Source organism: Pelotomaculum propionicicum, from assembly GCF_048984525.1.
GTDB classification, from domain to species: Bacteria; Bacillota; Desulfotomaculia; order Desulfotomaculales; family Pelotomaculaceae; genus Syntrophopropionicum; species Syntrophopropionicum propionicicum_A.
In genome coordinates this window covers 83081-96198 of sequence record NZ_JBMGJC010000015.1, presented here as the reverse complement: position 1 = coordinate 96198, position 13118 = coordinate 83081, and the positions used below count along the sequence as shown (strand labels likewise).

Here is a 13118-nt window from a genome sequence, read left to right as displayed (position 1 = left end):
TCCGGAATTCCTTGAAGATTATCTTCCTTGGAGTCTGGAGGTTCAGGAAGCCTGCAAATAGGGCAAAAACTCAGTTTACACTGGTTTTTGCTTTTTTTCTATACACTTTGTTATTTGGCGCTTACGGAGTAGCGGACTTTACAGGCCTTTCCCAGGGCCTCTTTAATACTGTCATCGGCACTCATATAAAAGATTTCTGTTCTTGGAACCATGACTTGGCGCACAACCTGATCTCCAAAATCAAAAACAGCTTCAATCAGACGTTTTTCTTCTTCAGGAAGGGTCCTGTGTTCCGTTATATAGAGTCGGATTTCCTCTTCTGTTATTTCTTTTTCCCGGTGCTGGGGGTTGCCTCCCAGCAACCTTACAACTATATTTGTGGAAAAAGTTAAGAAACGTGTTAACGGGGTGGTAACTTTGGCGATTAAATTTATTGGTCTGGCTGCTGTTAACGCTATTTTTTCGGACCACTGCATGGCCAGTCGCTTAGGCGCCAGTTCCCCAAAGACCAATGTGATATAAGAGATTATTATAGTAATGATTAATACTCCCAGAGTGTTGGATATACCTGCTGGAATACCCATTTCTCTAAATATGTGCGCGATGGCTGCTGACAAACCAACCGCGGCGGTAGCACTGGCTAAAAATCCGGCTAATGTTATACCGACCTGAATTGTTGCCAAAAAAAGGCTGGGGTTATCCATTAGTCCGATAAGTACTTGCGCCGATTTGTTTCCGTCATCCTTCAATCTTTCTATTTTTAACCGGCGGGAGGTTATTACCGCTATTTCACTTGCTGCGAAAAAGGCGTTAATTAAAACAAGTACAAGTATAATAAATATGCCTGTCCAATTAATTTCCAAAGTTAAACACCCTTCATAAAAAATTCTGGTCTTTTTGAGTAGCATGTATGTATTTATTGATACATATGCGAAGAAACGTGTTTTTCACAGTGTGCCCCGAACCCAAGTCAGCTGCAGTCAAATTCATCTTGTGGTCTGATGGGCAGGCCACTAACGAATATACCGTTCCACAGTATACATACAGTTCGTAACTATAACGGTTCATTACGCTTGCGAATCTCCGTTATCCTGCCTTTTTCCATCATGGCCAGCTCATCGGAGATTTCCAGGGCCTCATTAATGTCATGGGTCACATAAACCATGGTTATTTTTGTTTTTTCATGTATCCTTATTAATTCCTTCTGCAACTGCATCTTTAATCCCGGATCCAGGCTGGACAAAGGTTCATCTAATAAAAGCAGGTCCGGCTCCCTGATCAGCGCGCGGGCCAGGGCCACTCGCTGCTGCTGCCCGCCGCTCAGCTTATCGGGAAACCTGCTGCCATAACCGCTTAATTGGACCATGTCCAGCATCGACATGACTTTTTCCCGTATATACCGGGCCGAGTAACCGTACTGCCTGCGGACGACCTTTAAGGGAAAAGCGACATTCTCGTAAACATTAAAATGCGGCCAGAGGGCGCATGACTGAAAAACCATCCCGATACCTCGCTTGTTAGGGGGGATATTGATTTTCCCGCCGAAATGATACACAATCTGATCCCCGATGCGGATGTTTCCCCGGTCAGGGTTCTCCAGGCCTGCAATAAGCCGCAGTAATGTGGTCTTGCCGCAGCCGGAGGGGCCAAAAAGGGCCAGTACGCGACCCGGCCGGACCGTCAGGTTGATATTGTCAACAGTGTTGATACGGTCATTTCTCAGGATAAATTGTTTGCTAAGCCCTTCTATCAATAACATCTGCTCCACCACTCCTGTAATCAACCGCGCCGAACCCCGGTATGTCCAGTTTCCCGGCCAGAACGGCCAGTAAGAGAAGGATTATAATCAACAGGGACCCGAGCGCGCTGAGGGTGACATAACCCCCTGTATTCCAGAGGTCCCATACCGCCACGGACAAAACCTCGCTGCCCGGTTTATACAGCAGCAGGGCTATAGAAAGGTTGCGCATGGTCAGGACAACGATATAGAGAAAGCCGCTGACCAGGCTGGCCCTTAAAAGCGGCAGCGTGATTCTGCATACCTGCTGCAGTTTGGTGGCCCCGCACACCAGGGCGGCTTCTTCCAGTTCCGGGTGAATTTGGACCAGCGCGGCACTGGTATAACGGACGCCGTAGGGCAGCCCGTGGGTGACATAACCGATTAACAGCAGCAGGACTGTTCCGTAAACCGGCAGCGGCAGCCTCAGATAAACCAGGATGATGGCCGTCCCCAGGACAATTCCGGGAAAAATCATCGGCAGCGTTACCAGCCCGTCGAGCAAGTTGCGGCCCGGCAGCCTTGACCTGACCGTATACATGCCGGTCATAACGGACAGCGCTATCACGATGGCGCCCGCGGTTATGGAAAGCCAGAAACTGCGCAGGAAGGCGCCGCTTATGTTGGGATAACGAAACAGGGTGACATAGTTGGCAAAAGTGAGGTTTTTCAAGGACTCTGTCCCCGGCAGCCCGTAGTAAGGCTGCAGGGACGACCACAACAGAATTAAAAAAGGCATGACCGTGCTTACAAATAAATAAAGAAGGACAGCAATTAGAGCCAGGCGGGTCCGGAGGCCTCTCTCCCCGGCCTGCGGCCGGAAGCCCCCGCCTTTGATGGTGGCATAGCGCAGGGACTCTCTGAAAATGCCTTTATTTAACCAGACCGCCAGGATGATGATAATTACCAGCAGCATGGAGAAGGCGCTGGCCAACCCGTAATCCACTGGATAATTGCGCAGCAGCGTATAGATGTGGGAGGTAATGACCCGGTATCCCGCCGGGAGGCCGATCACAGCAGGGACGTCAAACTCGGTAAACCCCTTGATAAAAACCAGCAGCCAGGCTGAGAAAAGCGCCGGTTTGGCCAGGGGCAGGTTGATGAAATAAAACACCTGTCTTTTACTGGCGCCCGAGAGATACGCTGTTTCCTCCCAGGACCGGTTGAAGGCGGAGAATACTCCCTTCATTAGTAAGAAGACAAGCGGGGTATTGGTGAGCCCTTCCACCCAGATCATGCCGCCGAAGGAATAAATATTAAAAGGCGGGCCTGGCAGCCCGGCCGCTGACACCAGGAAATGGTTGATAATACCCGTTTTGGGGCTCAGCAAAAAGACCCAGGATATTGTAAAGAGAAGGCCGGGGACAACCAGGGGGATCAGGACCAGGGAAAAGATCAGGAACTTGTAGGGCAGGCCGGCCCTTTCATACAGCCACGCCAGGGTAATCCCGGTGGCACAGGCCAGGCAGGCTGAACCACAGGCGAAGAGCAGTGAATTTGCCAGGAGAGCAGTTATTTCAGGGTGGTGCAGCACCTGGATGTAGTTGCCCGGGGTCAATCCACCCGGGAAAAGAGCGCCGCCGGAATTTGTGAAACTATTTATGAACAGGTAGACGGGCGGCAGCAGCACTAAAAAAAACAGCCCCGCCGTCACGGCCGCCGGCAGGATGTATCCGGGTATTCTCTTCATCTGAAACCACTTTTGCTTCACTCCAGGCCCAACTGACCCCTGCGTATGCATTTGTGGCACTTTTGGCAGGGAGGATAGAGCGCGCAGGAATAGGTGTGTTTTAGTTCGTCGTGCCCAATTCCCAGCGAGGCCATAAAGCCCGCGGTGTCCTGCAGGCGAAAAACCGGGAGAAGCAATTCAAAGTGCCGGCCTGTGGTGATGTCCTCCCTTTTGGCCAGGCCGGCCTGGACGGCCTTATCGTTCTTTCCGTAATAATGGGCTTTAAAAAGAGTGTTTATGGCCTGGAAGTAGTCCTCTTCATAGTGATTTACTTTATCAAAGTACATGTGCCCGGAGGCGACGTACCGGCATCCTTTGTTATAGGCATAGGCCCCGGCAATGGCGTAATACATGGTTGAGCTGCAGCATGGCCTGTGGGGCAGCTTGTTGTATTCCCCAAACAGGCTGTCCCCTGCCAGGGGGAAAATAGTATGAGAAACGGCATGGATGCGGTCGGAGGTTTCCAGGGCGGCCTGCTCAACAAGGGGATTGTACACTGTTCCCCCGACAGTCCAGTGTATATAAAGGCTGTGGATTATGTAGCCGTTGGCGTCAAGCCATTTCCCGGCCAGAAAGCTGTCCAGCCCGCCGCTGTTTAACAGTACCGCCTTTTTCTCATCCATGAATAAATCTCCTTTATTCAAACCGGGGGACAACAGTTTTAAACCCTGTGTCAAGGGGAGATTCCAGATCCGTATCCACGGGTACGCCCTTCCCGGTTTCCAGGGCCAGGCGCTGTCCTTCTTCCGACAGGAGAAAATCAATAAATTTGCCGGCGTCCGGATTGCCGGTTAGGAGGGCGGCCTCCTCGGAACAGGCCACAACGGGCTCCAGGGCGACCCAGTCAACCGGGGCGCCCTTTGCTTTGGCCCGTTCCATATAATTGTTGCCCAGGTTTATGGCCATGGGGATCTCCCCGGAAACAACCATTTCGGACAGGAGGCTGCGGCCGTCCACCCCCCGTATTTCCCTTGTTATGAGCTTCTGGTGCAAAAGGGTAAAATAATCTTCACCAAGAATACCGGCCAGGCCGGTTTCCCACTCGGGCGTATCAATCTCAAGCGCTGTTTTGCCTGCGTATTCCGGGCTGAAGATATCCCAATAGGTTCTGGGCGGGTTTTTCACCTCGTTGGTGTTGTATGCCAGGGTAATCATCTCTATCAAATAAGGGTGCCTGGTTTTTTCATGGTAAGGGACCAGGATTCCTTCCTGGTCGGCTACCCACATCTTCCGGGCATTTAGCAGCACAACGTCCGCCTGGATTTTACCGGCCCGGCACTCTTCCAGGGCTCGTGTCAGCACTTCCGTAGCCGAGCCCTTCCAGATCAATGCTTTAACCCCGTACAGTTCTTCAAACCGTTCGGCATAGCAGGTAGCGTCTTTCAGGCTGACGGAAGAATAGATGCGGATGGTTGGTTTTGAGTCCCTGGCGCCGCAGCTGACCGCAAGAAAACAGGCCAGCACAATAAAAAGCCAGCATAGCAGACGTTTCATAATCGCCCGTCTTCTCATAAATGTCACCCCGTCACACGCGCAGTTATGTCTGCCATCGTAATTTATTCTATTCCTGAAAGATTTTCTTGTTACACCACAGTTTGGCCATTAGCCTCCCGGGATTCAGCTGGTTACAGCGGGTGCGGGTTTACCGCCACTTTTCATTTTTACCTGCCGGGCACTGGGGCGGGAATAAGTCCGGCGGGCAAACAAGGGGGGGAGCGGGTGAAACCTGCTCGCATAACTCCGGCGTGCAGAAACCGAAGCTGGGTACGAGTATTTTGACTATGGCCAGGGACTGGAATACCGTGCAGAGGTCGAAGGTGCAGCAGATTTGGGCGCCGAGGATCATGCAGGTACATGCGGAATTGACGACTGTGCAGTTGGTAAAGGTCCCTTCCGGCGCGCAAAGAGATATTGTTTTAGTAAAGCTGAAGATCAGGTCCCTGGCCCTGCAAACGACCTGGCCGGTGGTACTGACAACTTCAAGCGTATAGTTTATTGCAAAGGCGAAAGTAACGTCGGCCCGCCCCGCCGCATCCGGCTCGCCGCGGCTTACTTCGCTGCAGGTGGCGGAGTTGATGGTGCACCTTACCACGGCGCCCTCCGGAGGACTGCATTTGCCCAGGGGAGTACAGACGTTTTCGCGGGTATCGCGCTCAAAACAGAAATCATAGACTTTGGGCACTTCGATACAGATGGTTTCACACGCCTGTGACAGGGCAGTAAATTTTGCGCTCATTAAAACAGCCTCCATATATATGGTTTTGTATGTAGAATATGTTAGGCATCATACTTTTGTTACATATAATGGAAGGCCATGAAGTAAAAGCCGTAGAAGGGGAAGCAAGTGGAAACAAAAGGACGTTTTTTGCTTAATGGATAGTTTTCTGAAAAGAATTGGCATCTTGTGGTCTGATGGGCAGGCCAATGGTCAGGGGTTCTCTTGTGCTGGGATGGGTAATGCTGTAGAATGTGGTAATAGCGGAAGGGCTGTAAGGCTAAAGCCTCACCTACAGTTCTCAGGCCCCGTTCATTTTAAAAAAGTGACTTATCAGAAGTCTCGAATGTCCCCTGGATACTGCGGAGGAATTTAAATGGCCATACCATCTTTTGACCAGTTCGCTGACATGCTCGATCAAGCCGTAGACCGCATCCCGGATTGTTTCCTCCGGGACTTGACCGGCGGTTTTAACTTGCGGAAGGGCAATAAGCGTGAAGGCGAGTACTACATATTGGGTGAGTACATTGAGGACGGCATCGGTGGCTGTTTCATCATGTTTTATTATGGATCTTTTGTGGAACTGCTGGAAGATGAATCTGAAGAGTGCTGGGAAGCTGAGATTGTAGATACGGTGCTGCATGAAATGCAGCATCACCTGGAGTCGCTGGCCGGCTGTGACGATTTGGCACGAAAGGAAATGGAGGAATTGGCAAAAGCCCTTCAGGACAGATCATTATAAAAGGAGAAAATATGTCATTTGATAAACTGAATCTCATTTCACCTATTCGAGAGGCGTTAAAGACAGAAGGATATACGGAACCCACTCTCATCCAGGAACAGGCTATTCCGCCCTTGCTGGAAGGAAAAGACTTGATCGGGTGTGCTCAGACGGGGACCGGGAAGACAGCCGCGTTTGCCATTCCCATACTGCAGCTCCTTTCTGAAGAACAAAGGAATTTAAAGGCTCCAAGAATAATTAAGGCTTTAATAATCACTCCTACACGGGAATTGGCGATTCAAATCGGAGAAAGTTTTACGGCTTACGGGCAATATTTAGGCCTTAAAAATACTGTTATCTTTGGTGGTGTGACCCAAAAACCCCAGACGGATGCCTTGAAAGCGGGGGTGGATATTCTGGTTGCCACTCCGGGCAGGTTGCTTGACCTGATCAACCAGAAATTTATATGCCTCCGTCAAGTAAAGTTCTTTGTGCTTGATGAGGCGGACCGGATGCTTGATATGGGGTTTATAAACGACGTGAAAAAAATCATATCGCATTTGCCTAAAACAAGGCAAACGATGTTATTTTCTGCAACCATGCCGCCGGAGATTACAAAGCTGGTAAATTCAATTACAATAGATCCTGTAAGAGTGGCAGTCACTCCTATTTCATCTACCGTTGACATTATTGAGCAGGCAGTGTATTTTGTCGGGAAAAAAGATAAGAAACTGCTGCTTATTCACTTGCTGCAAGACAAGGCGATTGCTTCGGCGCTGGTGTTTTCAAGGACAAAGCATGGAGCCAATAAAATCATTAAAGACCTGGCCAAAGCAGATATACAGGCGGCAGCTATTCATGGGAATAAATCGCAGGGGGCCAGGCAGCTGGCCTTGAATAATTTCAAGGCTAAAAAGACCAGGGTCCTGGTAGCGACAGACATAGCTGCAAGAGGCATAGACGTGGAAGAATTGTCACATGTCATTAATTATGACCTGCCCAATATCCCGGAAACATACGTCCACCGGATTGGACGTACTGGAAGAGCCGGACTCGGAGGAGTGGCGCTTTCGTTTTGTGATACGGAAGAAAAGCCGTATCTGAAAGATATTCAAAAACTCATCGCCAAGTCAATACCTGTAATCGAAGATCATCCCTATCCCTTAATTGAGACAGAACCGGCAGATAGCAAGGCTGCAACAAAGAAAGCGCCTGTCGGAAAACCCGGTCCGGTTGGTTATTTCAGGCGAAGAACGAGACATTAGCCAGTTGTATTTTAAGGAAACTTACTGGAACCGTTCCCCCTGTGGAACGGGAATTTCACATTATAGTCCAGGGCATAAACCAGCCCTTGCTTGACTATAGTTCGACGTCTAACTATAATATAAGTATGAAAAAAGGAAACGCGCTTTCTTTAATAAGCAGAATAAGAGAAAAAGCAAACAAGTTTATCGTCAGGGAACTCGAAAACCACGGCATTAAAGGGATTGTTCCTTCTCATGGCGATATTTTAGTGGTCCTTTTTAAAGGGGATAAATACACTATGAGGGAGTTGGCTGACATGATCAACAGGACCAAGCCAACGGTTACTGTATTAGTAGACAAGCTTGTGGAGTACGGTTTTGTCGAAAGGGAAAAAAGCTGCACGGACAGCAGGGTAACTTATATAAAATTAACCGGTAAAGGAAACGAACTGAAACCGGTTTTTGATGATATTTCTAAAAAGATCGACGCATTGCTTTACGGTGATTTAACTGACGGCGAAGCAGAGGATTTCGAAATGTTATTGCACAAGGTAAACGCAAACCTGGATTAAAAAATAGGGAATGCCGGTGACATTTAATAATGTGTGTATAGAATTGCTAAAATCACTGTTCAAGGAGGCAAAAAAGATGATCAAATTAGAGATTACCAAAGAAGCCAGGGACTATATTCTAAGCAAGTTTGACGCCATAACCGTGGAGTCGGTAGGTATGGCCAGCTGCTGCGGCTACAGCAACGAGCCCCTTGTGTTTGAATATAAACCTTCCGAGCCAGAAAGTTATGAAGAAGTTGTTGTTGATGGGATTAAGGTCTACGTTTTTAAGGACGGAGCTGTCGTTGCTCCGGGTGGGGCCGTGATATGCCTGGCGGATAACAACTCCCCATACAAATCTCTGAATATAGAGGGGCTGAGATACAGAGATTTTTTCACTCCTAATTACGCCGGTCAGTAGGTAACAGAAACCACTCGATTGGATTCGAGTGGTTTTTCTTTTCCATGTCCGGCATTACTTAATATTGCCTGAGTATTTGACGATATTGAAATAGAGCCATTTTTGAATTTAAGAATAAGGTTGGAAGAGAGCGGCAGTGATGGATGTATTCTTAAGAGTAGACATAAACATTATGGCCATGGTTTTATTGGGTTTGGTATCTTTGAACGCTTATAAGCGTCTTGACAGGCAGGATTCATTAAACAGAGTCTTCTTAATAGTATCATTGATAATTATAGTCCAGCTTTTTTTTGAGACGGTAACATGCATTATCAATAAGCGTCCGGAGCAATGGCTGGTTCCAATGTCCGTTTTTTTGCATATATGCTTATTTGCAGTTGCTCCAATATTGACTTACTATTGGTATTTCCTTATAAAAAATTTGGTTGTCTCCGACGAAGCTGCCGTAAAAAAAAGCAATATTATATTGTTGGTTCCTGTTGTGATAAGCATTTTATTCACGCTGTTATCTCCGGTTTACAATTTTGTGTTTTTTATCGATAGTTCAAACGTATATCACCGGGGACCGTTTTTTAACATAAATGCGGCCATAACATATTTTTACATACTTTATGGCTTCATATTGATTGTTATAAACAGAAGTAAAATTGTAAAACAGGAGTTTGTTCCACTGTGTATGTTCAGCGTATTACCGTTAATTGGAGGACTTGTCCAAACGTTATTTTATGGTACTCTGCTTATGTGGAGCGGTACCGCGTATTCACTCGTTATCGTATATATTTTTTTGCAGCAGAGGATGGTGCATCTAGACGCTTTAACCGGCGTCTGGAACAGGGGCTCTTTTGATTACTATATTTCTCAAAGATTAAAACAGAAAAACAACGATAAATTTGGGGTTATTTATTTTGATATAGACGGGCTCAAAAATATTAACGATAGTTATGGTCATGTTGAAGGCGACCTGGCCATAAAAACCTCAATCGCAATAATTCAAAGGGTAATAAGGAAAAATGATATTATTGTCCGTATGGGCGGGGATGAATTTTTAATAATTTTGGATTGTGAGTCAAATGTAGACTTAGAAAAAACAATTAACAGAATAAACGCGTCTTTTTCGGAACACAACAAAAATTCCGGGAAAAGCTACAAACTTGAGTGCAGCTTTGGAGCTGATATTTATAGTTCGGAATATAGTAGTATAGAGCAGTTTTTACGCCACGTCGACAACCTCATGTATGAGAATAAAAGAGAAAAAATGCTCGCATCATGTTGAGACAGTTCAGGCATCTCCGTTCATAGGGAAGCATGGGGACGGTTCTCGTGCTTCCTTTGTCTGGTTCATAAAACCAGAGTCTTACCACTTTGAGTATAGATGCTGAACAACTGTCATGATGAAAAAGAGATGCCAGGAGGTTTTATAAAAAACCCTGGTCCTTTTATTTAACAAGCAATATAAAAACTGCTGGCCTGTTTTTGTTTCAATAAAAAGCGTGTCAAAAGAACCGTCCCCCTGACACGATCGTGTCAAGAGAACCGTCCCCCTGACACGGTTTAATGTTTAGGGACAGTAAAGTAAAACGTGCTGCCTTCCCCGGGTTTACTTGCGACGTCGATGGTGCCGCCGTGAGCTTCAACTATCTCTTTCACGATGGCCAGCCCCAGGCCTGTCCCCCCGCCCTTTCTGGCCCGGGATTTGTCGACTTTGTAAAAACGTTCCCATATTTGAGGCTGTTCCTCCAAAGGTATGCCGGGGCCGGTGTCGCTTACGGAAACCATCATTTTATCACCCAAGTCCTTAACCGATACCATTACTTTGCCCCCGTCAGGCGTATACCGTATGGCGTTGTCCAGCAAATTGATTAAAACCTGTTCCAACTGGTCCCGGTTGCCCCGGACTGTGGAATGGATAGCGGGATAGGTCTGGGAAACTAATATCTTTTTCTCTCCGGCCAGAGGCTGAAACTTTTCCACTACCTGCGCTGCAAGTTCATTCAGGGGAACTAAGCCCATCTCCATTTCACGGCCGCCCGCCTCTATCCGGCGCAGGTCAAGTATATCTGTAACCAGCCTGCGCAGGCGGAGGATCTCTTCATGGATATTCCCCAGGTACTTCCGCCTGTCGGCGTCAGAACCGGCCATTCCATCAATCAGGGCCTCGGTGTATCCCTGGATGATGGAAAGAGGCGTGCGCAGTTCGTGCGATACGTTGGCGACGAATTTGCGCCGGTTCCGGTCCAGCTGCTCAAGGGTTTCTATCTTTTTCTGAAGCTCTGTGGCCAGCGAGTTCAGTGATTCCGCCAGGACACCCACCTCGTCATTTGACCTTACCTCTACCCTGCGCGAGTAATCACCTTTAACCATCGCCCGGGCGGCCTGATTCATGTTAAGCAGGGGGCGGGAGAGTGTCCGGGATAACAGCAGGGCCAAAAATGTTGCCAGCACAATACCGACTATGCCGGCGTAGATTGTGATTTTTTGCAGCTCCGCTATCCGCTCCTCGACCGGGGCGAGCGGGGCGCTGAATATTACCGAGCCTTTTATTTGGCTGTTTTCATAGACGGGCACGGCTACGGTCAACACTTCAGTGTTCAGAAAATGATAGGGGCCCCTGCGGAAGATCTCATTCCCCTGCATCACAGATTGCAGGTCTCGCTCAACAAAAGGTATGTCGTGAAGCTCAAAGACATTTATTTTCTCTGCCTGGACACCCCTCAGGTCCATGCCCATTCCAATGCAGTGCTCAATATATAAATCAGCATTTGTTACCATTATATTGCTGTCGAGCGCGTCAGCCAGTACCGCCAGCAAGTGGGGATCGGGATTATTAAAAAGCTCTTCGCTGGCCGCCACATGCTGTGCTTCCTTTATCATCTGTGTCAGCTGCTGGTTGTAGTAGATATCTTTTAATTTGTGTGTTTGTACAAGGCCCGTTGAGTATAGGACCACTAAAAACAAGGCCACCATTACCAGCCAGAGTTTTACCAGTATGCTTTTATTGAGATAATTCATTTTTTACCTCAAACTTGTAGCCGACACCCCAAACCGTGGCAATAAAAGAGGTGCGGCCTGATATTTTCACCAGTTTGTCCCGCAGGCGGTTTATATGGGTATCAACGGTCCGGGCGTCCCCGAAATAGTCATAACCCCATACCGTACTGAGCAGTTCCTCCCTGGTAAAGGTCCGGTTGGGTGATTTGGCCAGCTGGTAGAGCAGTTCATATTCCTTGGGCGTAAGATATACTGACTTGCCGTCTACAAGCACCAGCCTGGAATCCGGATTAATGGACAATCCGGGATAGCTGAGAGACGCCTGGTCAGCTTCACCGGGATCCTTCTGTCCATCCCGGGTGCGGCGAAGGACGGCTTTCACCCTCGCTACCAGCTCCCTGGGGCTGAAAGGTTTAACCACATAGTCGTCGGCCCCCAGTTCCAGCCCGACGATGCGGTCCACCTCCGCATCCCTGGCGGTCAGCATTATTATAGGTAAAGACGCCGTTTTTCTGATCTCTCTGCATACCGCCCACCCGTCAACACCGGGCATCATTAAATCCAGCACTACCAGGTCCCATTTGCCGGCTGAGATTTTATTCAAGGCTTCCCGTCCGTCTGCCGCTTCCCCAACGGAAAAGCCCTCCTTTTCAAGATACATGCGCACAACTTCACGGATTTTATGTTCATCATCAACAACCAAAACGTCAGCTTTTTTCATTTGAATGCCTCTATTCTGTAATAATGTATATCCTTTCTTAAAAATAAAACTGCATACGGGGCCTGCCAATAATCCTGATCTGAAATTATAACTTTCTAATGTAACAAAATTGTTACAAAAGCCTTACAAAACCGTTAAGACACTTCATCTCCCTGTCCCTCGTTGACAAATATAAGTGCGATAAGATAGACTATAAAAAAAACAGCATTAATTTAGTAGGGATTATAGACAAGAAGTATGATAGGTTTAATTTATTTTAAATGAGGGGGTATATTGATTGAAATTTTCTACGCGGGCGCGGTACGGTCTGCGGGCCATGTTGGAACTTGCGTTGAACTATGATCCAAACGTACCGACACCTCTTTTTCAGATCGCGGAAAAGCAGTTAATCTCGGAAGGCTACCTGGAGCAGATGATGACCGTGCTGCGCAAAGGGGGATTGGTACGCAGCGTGCGGGGCGCCCAGGGCGGCTACCTGCTGAGCCGGGAACCCGCCAGGATCACAGCCGGTGAAATCGTCAGGTGCCTGGAGGGACCGCTTGGCCCCACAGATTGTGTAAGTGAAGAAGACCCGGAAAACTGTATAAGATCGGAATTTTGCGTCACGAGGACGATGTGGGGAAGAGTCAGGGAAGCGATTGCATCCGTATTGGACAACACCACCCTGGCGGACCTGTGCAAGGAAGATGAGAAGTTACGCCGCTCCAGGGACGCGGATATGTATTACATTTGATATAAAAGGTGGAGAAAA

General features: G+C 48.1%; 14 protein-coding genes. 6 read left to right on the top strand and 8 right to left on the bottom strand.

Features of this window, described 5'->3' with window-relative positions; all coding sequences use genetic code 11:
- Positions 1-110: 110 nt before the first annotated feature.
- The 6 genes from ACOBQJ_RS15245 to ACOBQJ_RS15220 all read right to left on the bottom strand — a co-directional run bounded on the left by ACOBQJ_RS15245 (position 111) and on the right by ACOBQJ_RS15220 (position 5742).
- Entirely contained in the window at positions 111-863 is a 753-nt protein-coding gene (locus ACOBQJ_RS15245; RefSeq protein ID WP_421072626.1) for a hemolysin family protein, read from the bottom strand.
- 191 nt (positions 864-1054) lie between these two features.
- Complete coding sequence (locus ACOBQJ_RS15240) at positions 1055-1759, bottom strand: ABC transporter ATP-binding protein (protein ID WP_421072625.1); 705 nt, start codon at positions 1757-1759, stop codon at positions 1055-1057.
- Positions 1737-3488: an ABC transporter permease gene (locus ACOBQJ_RS15235; RefSeq protein WP_421072624.1), complete on the bottom strand. Its 1752-nt coding sequence runs from the start codon at positions 3486-3488 to the stop codon at positions 1737-1739. The genes ACOBQJ_RS15240 and ACOBQJ_RS15235 overlap by 23 nt, the downstream gene beginning before the upstream one ends.
- The gene (locus tag ACOBQJ_RS15230; RefSeq protein ID WP_421072623.1) at positions 3485-4129 is read right to left on the bottom strand and encodes a 7-cyano-7-deazaguanine synthase; all 645 of its coding nucleotides are present in this window, start codon (positions 4127-4129) and stop codon (positions 3485-3487) included. The genes ACOBQJ_RS15235 and ACOBQJ_RS15230 overlap by 4 nt, the downstream gene beginning before the upstream one ends.
- Before the next feature lie 13 nt (positions 4130-4142).
- Positions 4143-5000, bottom strand: a complete 858-nt coding sequence (locus ACOBQJ_RS15225; protein WP_421072622.1) for an ABC transporter substrate-binding protein — start codon at positions 4998-5000, stop codon at positions 4143-4145.
- A gap of 148 nt (positions 5001-5148) precedes the next feature.
- Complete coding sequence (locus tag ACOBQJ_RS15220; RefSeq protein ID WP_421072621.1) at positions 5149-5742, bottom strand: hypothetical protein; 594 nt, start codon at positions 5740-5742, stop codon at positions 5149-5151.
- A gap of 355 nt (positions 5743-6097) precedes the next feature.
- On the opposite strand from ACOBQJ_RS15220, the gene ACOBQJ_RS15215 reads away from it, so the two are divergent.
- From ACOBQJ_RS15215 to ACOBQJ_RS15195, 5 genes are all read left to right on the top strand, one after another.
- Positions 6098-6463, top strand: a complete 366-nt coding sequence (locus ACOBQJ_RS15215; protein ID WP_421072620.1) for a metallopeptidase family protein — start codon at positions 6098-6100, stop codon at positions 6461-6463.
- 11 nt (positions 6464-6474) lie between these two features.
- Entirely contained in the window at positions 6475-7707 is a 1233-nt protein-coding gene (locus ACOBQJ_RS15210; RefSeq protein ID WP_421072619.1) for a DEAD/DEAH box helicase, read from the top strand.
- 41 nt (positions 7708-7748) lie between these two features.
- The gene (locus ACOBQJ_RS15205; RefSeq protein WP_421072618.1) at positions 7749-8258 is read left to right on the top strand and encodes a MarR family winged helix-turn-helix transcriptional regulator; all 510 of its coding nucleotides are present in this window, start codon (positions 7749-7751) and stop codon (positions 8256-8258) included.
- 76 nt (positions 8259-8334) lie between these two features.
- The gene (locus ACOBQJ_RS15200) at positions 8335-8658 is read left to right on the top strand and encodes a CC/Se motif family (seleno)protein (protein WP_421072617.1); all 324 of its coding nucleotides are present in this window, start codon (positions 8335-8337) and stop codon (positions 8656-8658) included.
- Positions 8659-8797: 139 nt separating this feature from the next.
- Positions 8798-9931 carry a diguanylate cyclase domain-containing protein gene (locus ACOBQJ_RS15195; RefSeq protein WP_421072629.1) on the top strand — a complete coding sequence of 378 codons (1134 nt, stop codon included), beginning with the start codon at positions 8798-8800 and terminating at the stop codon, positions 9929-9931.
- A 278-nt stretch (positions 9932-10209) separates the two neighbouring features.
- Here ACOBQJ_RS15195 and ACOBQJ_RS15190 read toward each other — a convergent pair whose 3' ends face one another.
- The gene (locus tag ACOBQJ_RS15190; RefSeq protein WP_421072616.1) at positions 10210-11667 is read right to left on the bottom strand and encodes an ATP-binding protein; all 1458 of its coding nucleotides are present in this window, start codon (positions 11665-11667) and stop codon (positions 10210-10212) included.
- On the bottom strand, positions 11651-12367 hold the full coding sequence (locus tag ACOBQJ_RS15185; RefSeq protein ID WP_421072615.1) for a response regulator transcription factor: 717 nt from the start codon (positions 12365-12367) through the stop codon (positions 11651-11653). The genes ACOBQJ_RS15190 and ACOBQJ_RS15185 overlap by 17 nt, the downstream gene beginning before the upstream one ends.
- 277 nt (positions 12368-12644) lie before the next feature.
- Between ACOBQJ_RS15185 and ACOBQJ_RS15180 the strand changes: the two genes are divergently transcribed.
- Complete coding sequence (locus ACOBQJ_RS15180; protein WP_421072614.1) at positions 12645-13100, top strand: RrF2 family transcriptional regulator; 456 nt, start codon at positions 12645-12647, stop codon at positions 13098-13100.
- Positions 13101-13118: the final 18 nt, after the last annotated feature.

Coding starts and splice junctions, on each gene's coding strand:
- ACOBQJ_RS15240 (WP_421072625.1), bottom strand. CDS start 1,759: ATGTTATTGATAGAAGGGCTTAGCAAACAATTTATCCTGAGAAATGAC.
- ACOBQJ_RS15230 (WP_421072623.1), bottom strand. CDS start 4,129: ATGGATGAGAAAAAGGCGGTACTGTTAAACAGCGGCGGGCTGGACAGC.
- ACOBQJ_RS15225 (WP_421072622.1), bottom strand. CDS start 5,000: ATGAAACGTCTGCTATGCTGGCTTTTTATTGTGCTGGCCTGTTTTCTT.
- ACOBQJ_RS15220 (WP_421072621.1), bottom strand. CDS start 5,742: ATGAGCGCAAAATTTACTGCCCTGTCACAGGCGTGTGAAACCATCTGT.
- ACOBQJ_RS15215 (WP_421072620.1), top strand. CDS start 6,098: ATGGCCATACCATCTTTTGACCAGTTCGCTGACATGCTCGATCAAGCC.
- ACOBQJ_RS15210 (WP_421072619.1), top strand. CDS start 6,475: ATGTCATTTGATAAACTGAATCTCATTTCACCTATTCGAGAGGCGTTA.
- ACOBQJ_RS15200 (WP_421072617.1), top strand. CDS start 8,335: ATGATCAAATTAGAGATTACCAAAGAAGCCAGGGACTATATTCTAAGC.
- ACOBQJ_RS15195 (WP_421072629.1), top strand. CDS start 8,798: ATGGATGTATTCTTAAGAGTAGACATAAACATTATGGCCATGGTTTTA.
- ACOBQJ_RS15190 (WP_421072616.1), bottom strand. CDS start 11,667: ATGAATTATCTCAATAAAAGCATACTGGTAAAACTCTGGCTGGTAATG.
- ACOBQJ_RS15185 (WP_421072615.1), bottom strand. CDS start 12,367: ATGAAAAAAGCTGACGTTTTGGTTGTTGATGATGAACATAAAATCCGT.